Genomic DNA, 16,146 nt, shown 5'->3' on the forward strand with positions numbered 1-16,146 from the left:
GGGCGATGGGTTTGCGGTTTGTGTGTGGTTTCGCGACTTGCACAATACCGTATTCCATCGTCCGTTTTCTTGTAAATCAACCGATTATGCGTCGGTCAGCGCCTTAAGTAAGTGCCATTCGGGTCTGCCCCCCCAGGGCCTCCCGACGCTGGCAGTGCACCGCCAAAACACCCTCGACATGCTGATTCGTCAGGTCGGTGACACTCGGTTGACGGAGACGATGCTGCCGCTCCAGATCATCTCGTAGTGGGCGGTTTGCATGATGGCCATGACTGGCCTCGGGGTCATGAGGCCCCAGCAGGTCGCCCCGGGAGCGCGTACGGAGGGGTAGCGCAGTCCCGGTGCTCCCTCCTCCTTGAGCGCCAGCCCCAACTGGCGGGAAGCGCTGTAGTCCGCCGGCGAGTAGATCGGATCTTCCCTTGGGATCGCCAGGCCATCCACCATACCGGCTTCCCCAAAATCACACGCCAGGCCGCGGAACACGAAGCGCTCGAAGCTCAGCTTGGGGACATGGCGCCAGTAGGTCTCCTGGTGGTGCCGGACCTCAGCCAGGGCCGTGTCCATGGTGTCCCCCAGGTACAGGACGCCGAAGCTACCGTCACTGAAGCGCGAGCCATCGAGGTTCCCATGGGTGAGCGGTGCCACCGCACAGGCGCACCCGGGGTTGCCGAAGGGGATCTCCTCGGTCGGACTAATTGAGGTTGCCGGCCTCGCTCTGCAGCCTAGGCTCGCTTCGACCGCACCAGCCAGCGCCTGGCGATGGCGAAGGCCACCACGTAACAGGCGGCCCCGGCCGCCAGGGCCGCGCTCTGGCCGATATGGATGGAGAGCAGCGGCGCCAGCGACGCCCCCAGCACCGAGGTGAAGCCGTTGATGCCCCATGCCCAGGGAATCCAGCGTGCCTGCCCGGCGAGTTGGCGGAGCGCCCAGGGGAAGGGGCGGCCCATGGCCCAGGCCAGGGGCAGCAGCAAGACGACCAGCAGCGCCACGCGCCACGCCAAGGGCGGGGTACTCAGGGCCTGCACGGCCAAAAACGGCACCAGGGCCAGCGCCAGACCCATGGCCACGGCGAGATAGATCCGCCGCAGGCTGGCGCGGCTGGCGTCTGTCGGTGTCATGGCGCTACCGATACCGGAACCGATCAGGAAGGTGGCGAAGACCAGCGCCGCGGCTAGTACCGGCTCCCCCAGGTACAGGATCAAGCGCTGGAAGACCACCAGCTCCACGACGATGTAGCCCAGGCCGAGCGCGGTGAAATACCCGGCAACCGAGAGCCGGCCGAAGGGCCGCTGGATGGCCGGTAACCGCCCCAGCGGCACCAGGACCAGCAGGAACGCCAGCACGGCGACGACCCCGGTGGCCACCACCGACAGGATCAGGGTCCAGTCGAGATAGCTCCAGCCGCGTCCGCCCAATTCGCGGACCAGCCGCGGCGTCTCGCCCCAGGCCAGGGAGCGCCACGGGTAAGGGCGGTCGAGTTCGGCCGGCGCGGCATGGAACAGGCGCGTCGCCGGCGGCAGCGGGCGTCGCTCGAACAAGGCGCGGGCGATGTCGTGGAACACGGGGGAGTCCAGCCGGTGATACCGATTGGCCTGCTCGCGGGCCAGCCCGGGCAACCAGGCGAGGTCGAAGCGCCAGCGCTCGGCGAAGTCCCGCAGGATGGCGATGTCCGCCTCGGCCAGGGCCTGCGGCGAGGCCAGGATCAGCGACGCCTGCAAGCCACGCAGCACGGCCACGTGGTCGCCCGGCGCTGCCGCGCCGTGCCGATCCAGGGCTCGCTCCAGGGTGGCCATCACGCGGGGGTAATAGCGGGGCGGGTCGTCGAGCGGCAGCGGGATGGCGAGCAGGCCGTCGGCCTCCAGCCGCGCCAGGGCGAGCGCCAGCCCGGCCACCGTGAGGACATAGTCCTCGGCGGCGGCGTCGCCTTCCTCCCAGGCCGCGTCGAAGGCGATGAGCGAATAGGGGCCGTCCGGGGCGGTGACCAGATGCCGCCAGGCGCCGTCCTCGACCAGGGTGATCCCGGCCTCGCTCGCGCCACGCGCCCGGGCGATATCGAGAAGACGACCGTCGGCTTCCACCCAGGTGACCGCCCGGCCGCCGGCGGCGACCGGGGTCTGCCAGGCGCCGCTGCCCAGCACCAGTAGCTGGCCGTGGGGGCGCAATTGCCGGGGCAGCCCGGCCAGCGAGGCGCGCAGGTGCGCCGCCTCGACCGGCCATCGGCGCACCAGGGGCACCTCCCGATCGCTGCCGATCACCGCCACGTCCACCGACGGCACGCTCTCGGTCCAGCCCAGGCTCAGGCCCGGCGCGTAGCGCAGGCTATCGGCCCGCAACAGGGTCAGCCGACCCGGCAGGCCGGGGTGGACGGCCAGGGTCTCCACCCCAGGCAGCTCGCCTAGCCGCGACAGGGCCTTGAAATCCGAGACGGCGGGTTCCGGCGGACGCACGGCGGCCATCACGGCCAGCGCCAGGCCCAGCACACAGGCCGCTCCCGCCACCCGCTGCCCGCGCACCCAGCCGAATACGCTCCCCAGGGCGAACAGCAGCACGGCGACCACCGCCAGCGCCTTGGCCACCGGCACGGTCGCCAGCAGTAGCGCCGCTCCCAGGCTGCCGATGCCGCTGCCGAGCAGATTGGCCGCATAGAGGGCCCGGGTGCGCTCGGGCCAGCGCAGGAACACCTGGCCGATCGCCAGGCCGGCCCCGTAGAAGGGCACGAAGGCGGCAAGGTCCACCAGCAGCAGCCGCGCCAGCTCGCCCAGGTCCCACCCGGCGAACACCGGGCGCAGCGTGACCCGCGACTGCACCAGCAGCAGCAGCAGGAAGCCGGCGCCGGTCACCCCCAGCCCGGTGAGAAACCAGCCATCGCCGCGGCTGAAGGGGTGGCGCCCGGCCAGGGCCAGGGTGGTGCCCGCCGTCCCCAGGCCCAGCAACGCCAGGGCAATGGCCAAGCCGGCGAAGTGGTACCAGTGGCTGAACTCGAACAGCCGCAGCAGCAGGACTTCCAGGGCCAGCAACGCCGCGGAGACGCCGGCCACGGCCACCAGGTCGAGTCGCCCCGGGGTCGCTCGCCCCGCCATCAGTGGTCACCGGTCAGCGGTACGAAACGCACCGACGCCAGGTTGCGGGTGCTCACCTCACCGCCGGCATCCTTCTCCACCAGCAGCAGGTTCTGCATCCAGCCGGCGCGTCCCACCGGGATCACCATGCGCCCGCCGGGACGCAGCTGGGCCACCAGCGGCGGAGGGGTGTGGGAGGCCGCGGCCGTGACGACGATGGCATCGAACGGCGCGCGTGCCGCGTGGCCGTGGTAACCGTCGCCGTGCAGCACGGTGATATTGCGATAGCCCATCCGCTGGAGACGTTCGGCGGCGCTGTCGGCCAACTCGCGGATGATCTCGATCGTGACCACCTCGGCGACGAGCTCGGCCAGGATCGCCGCCTGGTAGCCGGAGCCCGTGCCGACCTCCAGCACGCGATCCTCGGCGCCCAGTGCCAGCCGCTCGGTCATGTAGGCGACGGTGTAGGGCTGGGAGATCGTCTGGCCGTGGCCGATCGGCTGAGGCTGATCCTCATAGGCGCTGCGTGCCGACACCCTCGGCGCGAAGCGGTGGCGGGGCACGCGCCGCATGGCCGCGAGCACGGCCTCGTCGGCCACCCCGCGGTGCTCGATCTGGTCGCGGACCATCGCCGCCCTGAGCTCGACGAACTCATCGTCGCCGAAATCCGGACGGGGCGGGGCCTGCTCCGGAGGCGACGCCTGCAGGAGCACCCTGACCTCCTGCGCGGCAGCCGGCACACAGGCCACCAGGGCCGCCAGCAGCGCGGCACGAATCCAGCCGGCTTGCGAAGATGCCTGGCCCATCGCCGGCTCCCCTTGCGGCTCCCGGATTCAAAGGATAGGCCACGATCGACGACGACAACTACGTTGCCAGTTAGGGGCAGGAAGAGCCGTGAGGCTCGACTGTTGTTCCTGCTATATGGCTATTCTTTCCTCTTGACATGATTTGCCTTGTTTTTATACCCAATGGTGCTTACGCGATTCCTGCTTCCTTCGTGTAACCTAAAATGTAAGCAAGTGTATATTAGTGTTTGTTTTTTGTTGGGGAAAGAGGGGGTCAACTGCTCAGGATGAGATGGCGCGCCCCCTGCGGCCGTGCCGGAAACCGCATCAAGTGCTCATGATGCCCTGTTACCGATCAGGGAGACGTGTTCCGGTGGCAGCGAAAGAGGCAGTAACAGAGAGCCCTCGGGCTTGACCGATTGAAGCGGAAGCGAAAGGCCAAACGCGAGCGGCTCCTGGGAAACCAGCGCAGCACGGAGGGTCAGCTCCATGGCCAAGATCATTCGATTCCCGGTCGAGCGGGTTCGTCGCCATCACGTCGTTCCACCGCCAATCTTGTCGTTTACCTGGTGGCCGCTCGCCATGAGCAGCTACTTCTGGCTCTGCTCGACGGAGGCCATGCTGGGTTGCTGGAGCGGCGGTCACCGAGGACGGACGGTTCATCACTTGCCGGCACCCCGGCACAGGTGCTGAAGGGAGGGGGAGTCGAGGACCTAGCCACGCTCGGTGCGTGATAGGAGCTCATCGGAAGGAGCGGCGGCAGTTACCTGAGGCCAGGCGTGTGTGGGGAGCACGGCATGGGCCGCGCCGGCTGATCTACTACGAATTCGCGTGGTTGCGCCGGCGCATCAACGGCGAGGAGCCCCTCAAGCCCTGAGCGGCGGCGCCTACCAAAGGTGCCAGCTCCCTACGACCTTTTTCTCAAGATTCGACTACGCACGCCGAAGCCTTCTTTAGTAAGCTGAGTGTTACTGTATGTTTCCGATTGGATTCCAACGTTATCCATGTGGAAGTGCTGGCGGCCTGCGAACGCCAGGTAAGGTAGGGCCGGTGACCGGTAACTCCCGGCGGCAGCGTGCCTGCACAAAAATTGCGAGCGGCGCTTGGCCGTGCAGCGGTTTATATAGGAGAGCAGCTCTGCTGCGCGATTGAAGGGCGGCATATGGCTCAAGTAGCCAGCGTTGGCTGCATCGAATTGTTGGGGCTTCAGCTCGCGACTGACGGGGGGCGATCCCAGGGACGTCTCGGGAAATGCGGCAAGCACGTGTATTCAAGCGTTAGTGCCTGCTTTCCAATCACGGTGATTCATGAAGAGGAGATTTCAGGAAATCATAGTTAAGAGTAATGCACATTAAGCAAGGGTTCAATTAAAAACCGTACCGGGGAAGACATAATGAGAATGATGATTCCTGTACTACTCGCAATCGGCACCATGGGCTGTGCAACGATCACGAATGATGCCATGACACCCGTTGCCCTGTCGTTTAGTGACGGTTCGAACGGACAATGCCAATTGCAGAACAAGCGTGGGGCTTGGGCGGCGTCGATTCCATCGACCTATTCCGTACGCAGGTCAGACGATCCGTTGAGGTACAACTGCAGGTCGTCGGATGGTCGAGAGGCATTCGGGTCAATACCTAGCACTGTGGGTGCCAAGATCGTAGCTAGCGCAGTGTTCATTGACTTTGGCATCACTGACGCCATTACAGACAAGCATCGGGAGTATCCAACAAGCTATGTGATTCCTATCCGGAGGGTGGAGTAATCGGTTGCTGGATAACAGGTGACGTGTAACTAGGGTGGAAAGCCTGGGCGTCATGGAATACTGCTGCTTATCTGCTGTATTTCATGACGCCGGTTGTCATGAGTTGTGCAGGAATAGATGAAAAGCTGGAGAAGAGATGGGGGGTTTACTGGCGAAGTGTTTGCCACAGCATTGCAACTGAAGGTCAAGGCTGACCTGTACAACACCTGGAAAGCCGAGACCCCGTGCAGCTATCGGGACACAGCTCTGATACGACAGCGTGGAGGTTGAATTCTAGGGGAGGGGGAACGGTATCACGTTAATGTAGCTGAAGAGGATGGGGTAGGGGATGAAGCTGTACAAGTCGATGCGGCGCTACAACTACGAGCAGGGCCGGATAATAGACACCCGAGTGGTCCGCTACCGGGATAGATTCAAAGAGATCACCGAGAGTGATAGACAGTTGTATCAGTTGATTATGGAGTTATCTCAGAGGACTCGCATGGTGTTTGAGCCGCTGGTATTGATAGCTCAGCAGTTTCAGTCTGGGGATGAGTCCACCCCGCTCTGGTCATTGCTTGCGGACCCTGATAGCTGCCCTAAGGTTATCGAAATTGAGGACATAAAAGGCTCCAACGGCGAGGGAGTCGTGCTTCCGTCAGAGCTTCTCCTGATGATCAAGGACTTTTCTCTGGCGGCGCCCACCATCATCGGAACAAGCACAAGCAACGCATACTTCTGGGAAACGCTCTATGAGCTGACACGAGACGCGAAGTTTCCGAGTTGCCCAAGCCGGCTTGAATCCTTTTTCGCATCATCGAGTGTTGATGATGTCCTGAAGTACGAAGAGAAACACAATGGCGGGATTTCATCTGACAAGGTAATCTGTGAATTGGATGCGAGTGGCTGCGATGTATTCCATGCAGACATGACCATTCTTGATGACATCACGGCTCAGTCAAACCTGACTATGGCTATCTACCAAGTCATGAGCTACTGGGCCCAGGAACGCTCCAGCGATCCAATCAATGAGGTGCTTCTGCAAGGACAGGTGAGGATTGGTCCTCTGGTAGAGGGTTGACCATTCAGAGACCGGACAACAAGGCCCTGTGATGCCGGGCTGTATTGGAGTGATTAGGGGACGTATCCATCTTTCCGGATGTTACAGAATGGCTGAGTCGGCGATCAGGTCATCGCTCGCCTCGATGCGTACCCCCCAACATGCCAAAGGGCCCGCGAGATCGCGGGCCCTTTCGGTTGGGGCGGCGGTGCTACCTAGGCGGCTCCCGGTTCCTCCCGGAAATGCTCCCAGGCGTGATGATACAGCACACCGGCATAGCCGTTGCGCTGCATGATCTTGAGGATCTTGGCGGGGTCGCCGTTATCCAGGGCCTTGTGCAATTTCGCCCGCTGCTCGTCATCGAGGGCTTCGTACCAGTGGTAGGGCTCGCCCTTGGCGTCGCCGTCCTCGGCCTTGCGCATCAGGTCCATTTCGATGCGCCCGCCATGTCGGTACAGGATGTCGTAGCCCTCCTGTAGGTGGATCGTCGGCACATCGCACGGTTTTTCGAGGCCTTCCAGCACGTTGTAGTAGTAATAGCTCAGCGGTTGCATATGGCTCCTCCAGCGGTATGCCGTGGCTCATCCGTCCTTGTGTGCTCTCCCTGCCTCCATCCTGCCTGAGGCAGGGCGGCGAGCTCAATTGAAAAATGCACGCCAACCGCGCACCCGCTCCACTCCGGGCGCGGCCCGACTCGTCGGGGATCACTGCTGGAAGATATCCGGCCAGTGCTCATCGGCTGCGGCGATGTAGTCGGGAATGTTCCTTTCCCAGCGCCACTGGATCCACCTGCTGAAGTTCAGGTAGAGCTTGCCGTCGACGATCTTCCACGCCTCGGGGATGGTCGAGGCGGCCTCACCGCGTGCCGCCGCCCAGGCGCACCAGCCGCCGTACTGGGGCGCATAGGCCTCGGGGTCCGCCTGGAACCGGTCGCGATGCTCGGCCGACGCGAACTGCCAGGTGGCATCGCGCCACTCCAGCTGATAGTCGGGCGAGCCCTGTACCGGCTGACCCTGGGTGAAGTAAGCCACCGGGTCCGTGCCGCCGATGGCCAGGCCATCGCGGGTAAAGATGCGCCCCTCGGCGAGCGCCCCCATGGACCAGGCCAGGCCGATCATCAGGGCAACTGCCATCCACCAACCTGTACGCTTCATGGTTCGCCTCCTCGCGACCCGTCCTCACGAGGGTACTGTCGAGAAATGGCCCCCCGCCTTACAGGCGATGTTGTTCCCTCCGCGTGCCCGGCGGCGCCGAGCCCCTGTCGACGCCACGGCGTGACCGGCTGGCCCGGTGATCACGCGGGCCGGCGGGGGAAGGGGAGACTTACCTGCTAGACTGGACTCGAGCCTGGTGGTGCATCGGGCCCAGGTCAGCGAGGAGAGCAGATATGGGGTCCAAGGCAGAGCGGGACGTGGAGAAGGGTTACCCGAAGGCCGACTTCGTGGCCAAGCTACGGCGCCTGGCAGATGCCATCGAGAAGGGGGAACGTTTCGAGATACAGATTGCGGGCGAGCGCATCTATGTGCCCGTCCGAGCCGAATTCACCATCGAACACGAACGCTCGGATGATGAGGAGGAGATAGAGTTCCAGCTCAAATGGAAACGCTGAAGGCTTGACTCGGGTCGCGTGCGACTGAGCGAATGAGTACACACTTGACGAGTCATCCATGACAACCGCTACCTGGTTTATCTTGATCGGTTCGCTGCTGCTGGTAGTGGGCTTTACCTTCTCCTATCTCAAGAGCGTGCCCGCCACCTCGGCCATCGTCTATCTTCTTATCGGATTCGTCGTGGGGCCCATGGGCTTTGAGCTGTTTCATTTCAATCCGCTGGAAGAGTCGGCTTTGTTGGAGTTTCTGACCGAAATCGCCGTGCTTATTTCATTGTATTGCGCCGGCGTAAAAATGCCGGCGCCGGTGACCCTGAAGCGATGGCGAACTCCCTTGCAACTGGCGGTGGTTTCGATGGCGCTTACCGTCGGATTAGTGACGCTATTCGGTTACTACTGGCTCGCTTTGCCCCTCGGGGCCGCCGTGTTGCTGGGTGCCGTGGTCGCACCGACTGACCCTGTACTGGCGACCGAGGTTCAGGTTCGTCATGCTGATGATCCTGACGAACTACGTTTTGCATTGACCTGCGAGGCCGGGATGAACGACGGCAGCGCCTTCCCGTTCGTGATGCTCGGTCTGGGATTGCTGGGTCTGCACGATCTTGGCGACGCCGGTTGGCGGTGGCTGGCAGTGGATGTGTTGTGGGCAAGCGGTGCCGGTGTCGGCATCGGTAGCCTGGCGGGCGTTGGTGTCGGTTGGCTGGTGCACAAGATACGCACCAGCTTTGTGGGCACGGCCTTCCTGGAAAGCTTCCTCGGCCTGGGGCTGATCGCGTTCGCCTACGGAATCAGCCTGTTGGTGGATGCCTGGGGCTTCTTGGCCGTTTTCAGTGCTGCGGTGGCTTTGCGCCATACCGAATTGAAACTGGCTGGCCTCGAACAGGGTTACTCGGTACCTGTCGAGACACCTCTGGAGGGTGAGCCGCAAGCCACTACGCACGAGCACGTGAGCGAAAGCTCTCTGGAGTTCAACGAGCACCTCGAACGGCTGGCAGAAATCGTGCTGGTCTTACTGATCGGTGGCTCGCTCTTCTGGGATTCCTGGAGTTGGCGAGCCGTGGGTTTCGCGGCGTTTGTGTTTTTTGTCGCCCGCCCCGTCAGCGTGCACCTCGGCGTGCTGGGAAGCCGAGCACCCATGCGTATGCGCCACCTGGTGGGCTGGTTTGGCGTTCGTGGTATTGGCTCGCTGTACTATCTGATGTACGCCATCCAGCACGGGCTGCCAGAGGACGTCGCGCTGGAATTGATCCACCTGATCCTGGTGGTGGTCGCCTTGTCGATTCTGGTTCACGGGGTCAGCGTGAAGCCCACTATTGCGCGTTTCTGGCGTTCGCGTAAGCCTCGGGAGTAGCTGTGACGTCACCTTGTCGCGACCGGCTCCTGGCACCCTGGTTCGCGCTCCCTGTGGCGGGCAGGGAGTGGACTACACTCGCAGAGAAGCACCCGGTCGCCGACCTCGACAGGGCCGGCCGAATGACATCGAGCGCGGTACAGGGAGAGCTCGCGCCGCGCAGTAAAGCGGGGAGGAACCATGGCGGCGATCGAGCGCTACGACGTGGTCTGCATCGGCGGCGGTTCCGGACTCACGGCCGCCTATTACGCTCAGCAGGACGGCAAGTCGGTCGCGCTGGTCGATGACCGTCCCGACCAGCTCGGCGGCACCTGCGTGAACCGCGGCTGCATCCCGACGAAGGGCCTGATTCAGGCCGCCGAGGTGATGCAGACGATCCGGCTCGCCGGGGACTTCGGTATCCACCTGGATCAGTCGTCGGTTTGCGTCGACTTCCCGGCCGTTCTCGACACGGTCCGTCGGCGGCGCGAGAACGACGCCGCTGCCGTGCGCCGCTGGGTGGAGAGCGCCTTCACCCCCTACTATGGCCGGGGGCATTTCGTGGGCGACAAGCTGATCGAGATGGAGGACGGGCGCCGGCTGACCGGCGAGCGGATCTTCATCGCGGCGGGTGCGCGACCCGCGATCCCGCCGATCCCCGGGCTGGCGGAGAGCGGGTTCCTCACCAACGAGTCCGTCATCTTCGACCTCACCGAGCAGCCCGAGCACCTGATCATCCTCGGCGGCGGGTACATCGGCTGCGAGTTCGCCCACTTCTTCTCCGCCCTGGGCACCCGCGTCACGGTGATCGACCACTCCGAATGCCTGCTGGCCGAAGACGACGACGTGCGGGCGCTGTTCACGCAGGAGCTCGCCAAGCGGGTGGAGCTGGTGCTGCAAGCCGAGGCACGCCGGGCGCTGGTGCGCGACGGGCAATGCGGCCTGGTCGTCGCCACCGACGACGGCGAACGTACCGTGCTCGGCGATCGGCTCCTGCTGGCCACCGGTCGGCGTCCCAACACCGATCGCCTCGCGCTGGAGGAGACGGAGGTCGAACTCGACGACCGGGGCTTCGTGGTGGTCGACGACGGGCTTCGGACCACGCACCCCGACATCTATGCCTATGGCGACGTCATCGGGCAGGGGATGTTCAAGCACACCTCGAGCTACGAAGGTGAGCTTGCCTACCGCAACGCCCACGGTGCCTCCCTTGCCGTCGACTACACCGCCAACCCGCATGCGGTGTTCAGTAGTCCGCAGATCGGCTCGGTTGGGCTGACCGAGCGCGCCTGCCGCGACCAGGGCCTCGATTACGTGGTCGCCCGGAAGGATTACGCCGATTTCGCCAAGGGCAAGATCGTCGGTTCACCGCCGGGCTTTGCGAAACTGCTGGTCGAGAAGGGCAGCGATCGGATCCTGGGCTTCCATCTGATCGGGCCCCAGGCAGCCGACCTGATTCACGAGGTGGTGGTCGCCATGAACACCCCGGGGGCCGAGGCGCAACGGGTGCGCGACAGCATCCACGTTCACCCGACGCTCGCCGAGTTGGTCAAGCAGGTGTTCGACGCTACGGCGTAGCCGCCGGTCGGCGCCGCGTTTCCCGGCAAGGTGCGATGAACCGGAAAAAGCCGATGCCATGGTGAGGCGAGCCCAAGCCGCATGACCTGCGTAATCTCATTATGAGGTGAGCGTTGTGCCATACCCTGGTCACAGGGTCTGTGATTTCTCAATGCTGTTTCATGAGGAATATCAGGTAGTGTCTGCAGGTATACATGTATGAATGAATTGCCTGCTTAAATGTGGGGATGTTTGTCCCAAAGTCACCTAATCTTGTTTTTACGAGTCTTTTGCCTATGTCTTTTCAATAAATGTGTTTTCAATAAGGGGACAAGACCATGCGACAACCTCGCGTGACTCGGGATTTGATGAAGGCCATCGTGCTGGTGGCGGGGATCGGGGCCACGCTTTCCGTGGCGAGTGCGGAACCGGTCAAGATCGAAGCCACGGTGATGCCCAAGGAGGAGGTACGCCTCGACTTTGCCGATGGAAGCAAGAGATTTGTCCAGCTACTCAATCGGGAGGGCGAAGCGATCGGCAGTGGACCACTCGATGGCACCACTGTGGCGGAATACGGCTTGCATGACATCTTGCCCGGCGTGGGAGGCGACGCCAACGGCTATCTGGTATTCACCGCGGGGGAAGGCGACATCGCCTACGTCAAGTGGCTATTACGTGCCGTATTCGTTCCTGGCCCCGAGGGCAAGCCATCGTTGCTCAACAGTGGCTTGTGGGAGGTCGTTGGCGGTACCGGCCAGTTCGGGGGGCTCAATGGCGCGGGGACGTTACATGTCGAATTTCCGTCACAGACCGATCGTGTCTTCGTGCTGGCAGGCGAGATGCTGTCGGCCGCAGAGGAATAGCCCGGTCATTCTGGAGTAATTGGAGTAATTGGGGACGTACCCCTTTTACTCCGCCAATAACTCCACTGCGGGGCTCGCGCCGAGAACCGTGATGCTCAGGCGCTGACCCGCTTGGGCTCGCCGGCAAAGACGCTCAGTCCCAGCCAGCGCTGCATGCTGGCCTGCAGCTGGCGTGACCCGGTCAACTGGAGCTTGCCGCCGGCGAGCGCCTCCGCCACGGTCATCAGCCCCATCCAGATGGCGGTCATGGTGCGCAGGTCGCTGACCGCATAGAGATCGACATCGTGGCCGGGATCCTTCATGCAGAGGTCGACAACGCCGTCCGCGCCCGACTTGTCGATGACCAGCCACCACTTGGCCCGGCCGGGCGTTACATCGTGGTACAGAATCTGAATCGTGACCCGGCGGGGCGGCAGGGGCTCGGGATTGAGATTGCGGCGCATGTCCCACATCAGCAGCGAGGGGTCGAGGTTCTTCATGGAGAGCTGCCCTTCCAGCCAGTGCTGCCCCCAGCAGCCCATCGCCATGATCACCGGGCGCAGCGCTTCGCCGGCCTCGGTCAGTTGGTAGAGTGGGCTGCCGCTCGCGGGGTCGCGCCGGCGGCTCACCACCCCCAACCCTTCCAGTTCGCGCAGCCGCTTGGACAGCAGGGCCGGCGAGATATGGGGCAGCCCGCGGCGCAGGTCATTGAAGCGGTGGCTGCCACACAGGAGCTCACGGATGACCAGAATGGTCCAGCGGGAGCCCAGCACCTCCGAGGCCATGGCCACGGGGCAGAACTGCTTGTATCCCCAATCCGTCATCGATGGACCCTCCTCGTGGTGGCGGGGCGTCTGCGGCGTCGTCCGATGCGGTACAGATCGTGAATTCCCGGCCCACCGGCGGCTCTACTAAGTTTAGCCGTGTGACCTCCTTCCTCCACGCGCCGCGCGGCGTGGTGCCGAGCCATGGCCGCCACACCGAACCCCGGGCGTGGCCGGCCTCGGTGCGGACGCGGAGCGGAGGCGGCGCATCCCTCGAACCTTGGTGATGACAGGAGCCCTGACCATGAGAGCGACAACACTCAAGGGTACCGAGATCGAATTGACGCCAGACATGCTGGCCGGTTTGAAGATGCAACTGCAGGGGCCGCTGTTGACGCCGGATGACCCGGACTACGAGGCCTCGCGCCACCTGTGGAACGCCATGATCGACCGGCGGCCGGCGGTGGTGGTGCGCTGCCTGGGCGTCGCCGACGTGATGGCGGGCGTGCGCTTCGCCCGTGAGCACGACCTGCTGCTCTGCATCAAGGGGGGCGGCCACAACATCGCGGGCCTGGCGCTAGCCGACGGCGCGCTGATGCTCGACCTCTCGTTGATGCGCGGCGTCTGGGTCGACCGCGAACGTCGGGTGGCCCATGCCCAGGCGGGGTGTGTGCTCGGTGATGTGGACCGCGAGACCCAGGTGCACGGCCTGGCCACCGTGCTCGGCTTCATCTCCACCACCGGCATCGCCGGGCTCACCCTGGGGGGCGGCTTCGGCTACCTGAGCCGGCGCTGGGGCTATACCACCGACAATGTGCTGGGGATGGAGGTGGTGACCCCCGACGGCCAGCTGGTGCATGCCAGTGCCGACGAGCATGCCGACCTGTTCTGGGGCCTGTGCGGCGGCGGCGGCAACTTCGGCGTGGTGACCGGCTTCGACTACCAGCTGTACCCCGTCGGCCCGGAGGTGGTGGGGGGCGTGGTGGCCTGGCCCGCCAGCGAGGCGCCGGCGGTGCTCGAGCTCTATCGCCGCCTGGCCGAGCAGGCCCCGCCCGAGCTGACCCTGGTCGCCTTGCTGCGGCCGGCACCGCCGGCGCCCTGGTTGCCCAAGGAATACCATGGCAAGCCGATCGTGGCGTTGCTCGCCTGCTACAGCGGCGAGCCGGAGGAGGGCGAGGCGGTGGTCGCGCCGATCAAGGCGTTCGGCCGGCCCATCGGCGACGTGCTGGTGCGCAGGCCCTATGCGCAGATGCAGAAGCTGCTCGACGCCACCCAGCCCAAGGGGCGGCGCTACTACTGGAAGAGCGAATACCTGCCGGGCATCGAGCCCGCGCTGTGCGACAAGGTCATCGCGCATGCCGAGCGCATCCGCTCGCCGCACTCGGCGGTGATCCTCTTCCAGCTCGGCGGCGCCCTGAACCGGTTCGACGACGACCACTCGGCGGTGGGCAACCGCGATGCGCGCTACGTGTTCAACGTGGGCGGCGCCTGGGAGCCACCGGAGGACGACGCGGCGAACATCGCCTGGGCCCGCGAGGCCTGGCACGACCTGAAGGCCTTCTCCACCGGCGGCACCTACATCAACTTCCTGACCGAGGACGAAGGCCCGGAGCGCATCGAGGCGGCCCTCGGCCCGGCCCTGCGGCGGCTCGCCGAGATCAAGCGCCGCTGGGATCCGGACAACCGCTTCCGCGTCAATCGCAACATCGCCCCCGGCTGAGTGAGGACGTCGGCAAGGCGTTCATCTCGGAGCGGCGCGAGCGGCAACGCAACCGTCTGGGCGGGGTCGATGCTGCGGTGACCGCGCCCGGACCAATCCCGGATATGGCCGGGAAATCGTCGGCTGTTCTTGCCTTTGGGATGACGGCAGGGTGGTTATTCTGCAGTCTCGGCTCCTTCCTCCCTCGCCACCAGTCGATGAGGCGCTGCGGAGCAAGGTGCTGTGGGCCGCGTGACGCTCGCCGAGCAAGCCGAGCGCAAGCGCGCTGTCGTGAACTGCAGCATCCTGGCGCTGCGGCGCCTGGGGAGGTAATCGCCATGCACTGGACCCAGATCCCCGCCGACTGGTGGCGCAACGAATTCGGCGACGAGATCCACCGCTACGAGGTCCTGGACGATGAGGGGCGACCCCAGGTCGAGTACCACATCCACCACGCAGGCGAGCGTCTGCCGTGGAGTGGCAAGACCCGCACGCTGGCCGAGGCCCGGCGCCGGCTGGAGCTCACTCACAGGACCGTTGATGGCATGAGCCGGGCCACGAGTCGCGCAGCGATCCTGTGACGACCCAGCCGACTCAATCGGCCTGTGCCACGCCGTCGCCCCCCAGGGCCTGATCGAGGTCGGCGATCAGGCTCTCCACCCCGCCCAGGCTCTCGGCCAGGGAGAACAGCCGGCAGTGCACCAGCACGCGCCGCGCCGCCGGTTCGCCGCCGCATACCACCAGCGAGAGCATGCCGCCGAAGTCGCTCATCTGGCGCCGGGCCAGGGCGTGCTGGGGGTGGCTGGTCAGTCCCGGATAGATGACCCGCTCCACGGCGGGGTGGGCCTCCAGCCAGGCGGCCAGCGCCCGGGCGTTCTTGCAGTGCTGGCGCATGCGCAACACCAGGGTCTTCAGCCTACGCAAGCCGTGGGAAGTTTGATTAGGCTGGGAGTGTAAGAGCGCGTATCTGCACTATGCGCCTTGCCGCCGCCAGGCGGCGGAGGGGCTGCTGCCCCGGACACCGGCACCGCATGTCGCGAACCCCGATGGCGGTAGCGTGGTTGTGTCCTGAAGCCAGCCATCGGTCATAAAGTTATTACGGTCTGCAATCGTCAAGCCGTTGATTGCGTGACCGTGACGGCCAGATACAAAATAACAGGCTGTCTTGAGACAGCCTGCTGAAGAGAAGCCGAGGCAGGCGAACACTCAGAGGAGATTGCCGCCCTCGAATTCCACGGCCTCCATGGCAAAGCTGCCGTTCGGATGGAATTTCTTGATGACGTCGTCAACGACAAGAATGCTGAAGCACCGCAGCCGGCCCTCGTCCGACTCGCTCCACGAGATGCAAATGCGATCGTCGTTCGTGATGCCGTAATAGCCGGTATCGGACCAGCCGCCGCCAACCATCCTGCCGGACGCAGCGTTCTCGGCACCATAGTGGACCTGGACTTCCTTCTTGTCCGCAAGACGGTACGTCACTGTCTGGCCGGCCACGCGCTCGGTAATTTCGTCTGCGGTGAGTTGCTGGGCGCCGTTGCTAAGCGCCTCCTCCATGTCGGTTCCCGCTGCCACGTTGAACGCAGTGCTTGCCAGCACGATGAAAGCCGGTATTCCGATCAAAGACATCTTGATGTTCATGAGCGCATCTCCCTTCAGTTCGTTGCAAACAGTCTGAAGCCAAGGGATGGAACAACCGT

The 16,146-nt window shown here is 64.3% G+C and carries 15 protein-coding genes; 7 read left to right on the top strand and 8 right to left on the bottom strand.

Going from position 1 to position 16,146, the window contains the following annotated elements:
* Positions 1-189: 189 nt before the first annotated feature.
* The 3 genes from AC5W54_RS17765 to AC5W54_RS17775 all read right to left on the bottom strand — a co-directional run bounded on the left by AC5W54_RS17765 (position 190) and on the right by AC5W54_RS17775 (position 3,865).
* Entirely contained in the window at positions 190-645 is a 456-nt protein-coding gene (locus AC5W54_RS17765; RefSeq protein WP_495963427.1) for an RES family NAD+ phosphorylase, read from the bottom strand.
* Between the two features lie 77 nt (positions 646-722).
* A complete protein-coding gene (locus AC5W54_RS17770; protein WP_495963428.1) occupies positions 723-3,080 on the bottom strand; it encodes a hypothetical protein in 2,358 nt (785 codons plus the stop codon).
* Positions 3,080-3,865: a protein-L-isoaspartate(D-aspartate) O-methyltransferase gene (locus AC5W54_RS17775; protein WP_495963429.1), complete on the bottom strand. Its 786-nt coding sequence runs from the start codon at positions 3,863-3,865 to the stop codon at positions 3,080-3,082. The genes AC5W54_RS17770 and AC5W54_RS17775 overlap by 1 nt, the downstream gene beginning before the upstream one ends.
* Positions 3,866-5,937: 2,072 nt before the next feature.
* Here AC5W54_RS17775 and AC5W54_RS17780 point away from each other — a divergent pair.
* On the top strand, positions 5,938-6,669 hold the full coding sequence (locus AC5W54_RS17780; protein WP_495963430.1) for a DUF2441 domain-containing protein: 732 nt from the start codon (positions 5,938-5,940) through the stop codon (positions 6,667-6,669).
* A gap of 194 nt (positions 6,670-6,863) precedes the next feature.
* Here AC5W54_RS17780 and AC5W54_RS17785 read toward each other — a convergent pair whose 3' ends face one another.
* Complete coding sequence (locus tag AC5W54_RS17785; protein WP_495963431.1) at positions 6,864-7,202, bottom strand: hypothetical protein; 339 nt, start codon at positions 7,200-7,202, stop codon at positions 6,864-6,866.
* A 150-nt stretch (positions 7,203-7,352) separates the two neighbouring features.
* On the bottom strand, positions 7,353-7,802 hold the full coding sequence (locus AC5W54_RS17790) for a YHS domain-containing (seleno)protein (protein ID WP_495963432.1): 450 nt from the start codon (positions 7,800-7,802) through the stop codon (positions 7,353-7,355).
* A gap of 233 nt (positions 7,803-8,035) precedes the next feature.
* Between AC5W54_RS17790 and AC5W54_RS17795 the strand changes: the two genes are divergently transcribed.
* The 4 genes from AC5W54_RS17795 to AC5W54_RS17810 all read left to right on the top strand — a co-directional run bounded on the left by AC5W54_RS17795 (position 8,036) and on the right by AC5W54_RS17810 (position 12,007).
* Positions 8,036-8,257, top strand: a complete 222-nt coding sequence (locus AC5W54_RS17795; RefSeq protein WP_282721277.1) for an amphi-Trp domain-containing protein — start codon at positions 8,036-8,038, stop codon at positions 8,255-8,257.
* Positions 8,258-8,315: 58 nt separating this feature from the next.
* A complete protein-coding gene (locus tag AC5W54_RS17800) occupies positions 8,316-9,608 on the top strand; it encodes a cation:proton antiporter (protein ID WP_495963433.1) in 1,293 nt (430 codons plus the stop codon).
* A 180-nt stretch (positions 9,609-9,788) separates the two neighbouring features.
* Positions 9,789-11,165, top strand: a complete 1,377-nt coding sequence (locus AC5W54_RS17805) for a dihydrolipoyl dehydrogenase family protein (protein ID WP_495963434.1) — start codon at positions 9,789-9,791, stop codon at positions 11,163-11,165.
* A 317-nt stretch (positions 11,166-11,482) separates the two neighbouring features.
* Entirely contained in the window at positions 11,483-12,007 is a 525-nt protein-coding gene (locus AC5W54_RS17810; RefSeq protein WP_495963435.1) for a hypothetical protein, read from the top strand.
* Between the two features lie 95 nt (positions 12,008-12,102).
* Here the strand turns inward: AC5W54_RS17810 and AC5W54_RS17815 are convergent, their stop codons facing one another.
* Positions 12,103-12,810, bottom strand: coding sequence for a winged helix-turn-helix transcriptional regulator (locus AC5W54_RS17815; RefSeq protein ID WP_495963436.1), 708 nt, complete (start codon positions 12,808-12,810; stop codon positions 12,103-12,105).
* A 244-nt stretch (positions 12,811-13,054) separates the two neighbouring features.
* Between AC5W54_RS17815 and AC5W54_RS17820 the strand changes: the two genes are divergently transcribed.
* Both AC5W54_RS17820 and AC5W54_RS17825 read left to right on the top strand, forming a co-directional pair.
* Positions 13,055-14,470, top strand: a complete 1,416-nt coding sequence (locus AC5W54_RS17820) for an FAD-binding oxidoreductase (protein WP_495963437.1) — start codon at positions 13,055-13,057, stop codon at positions 14,468-14,470.
* Between the two features lie 317 nt (positions 14,471-14,787).
* A complete protein-coding gene (locus tag AC5W54_RS17825; protein ID WP_495963438.1) occupies positions 14,788-15,030 on the top strand; it encodes a hypothetical protein in 243 nt (80 codons plus the stop codon).
* A 13-nt stretch (positions 15,031-15,043) separates the two neighbouring features.
* Here AC5W54_RS17825 and AC5W54_RS17830 read toward each other — a convergent pair whose 3' ends face one another.
* Positions 15,044-15,343 carry a PLP-dependent transferase gene (locus AC5W54_RS17830; RefSeq protein ID WP_495963439.1) on the bottom strand — a complete coding sequence of 100 codons (300 nt, stop codon included), beginning with the start codon at positions 15,341-15,343 and terminating at the stop codon, positions 15,044-15,046.
* A gap of 312 nt (positions 15,344-15,655) precedes the next feature.
* Positions 15,656-16,087, bottom strand: coding sequence for a hypothetical protein (locus AC5W54_RS17835; protein WP_495963440.1), 432 nt, complete (start codon positions 16,085-16,087; stop codon positions 15,656-15,658).
* Positions 16,088-16,146 lie beyond the last annotated feature (59 nt).

It is taken from the genome of Halomonas sp. LMYGS-3 (assembly GCF_059509875.1).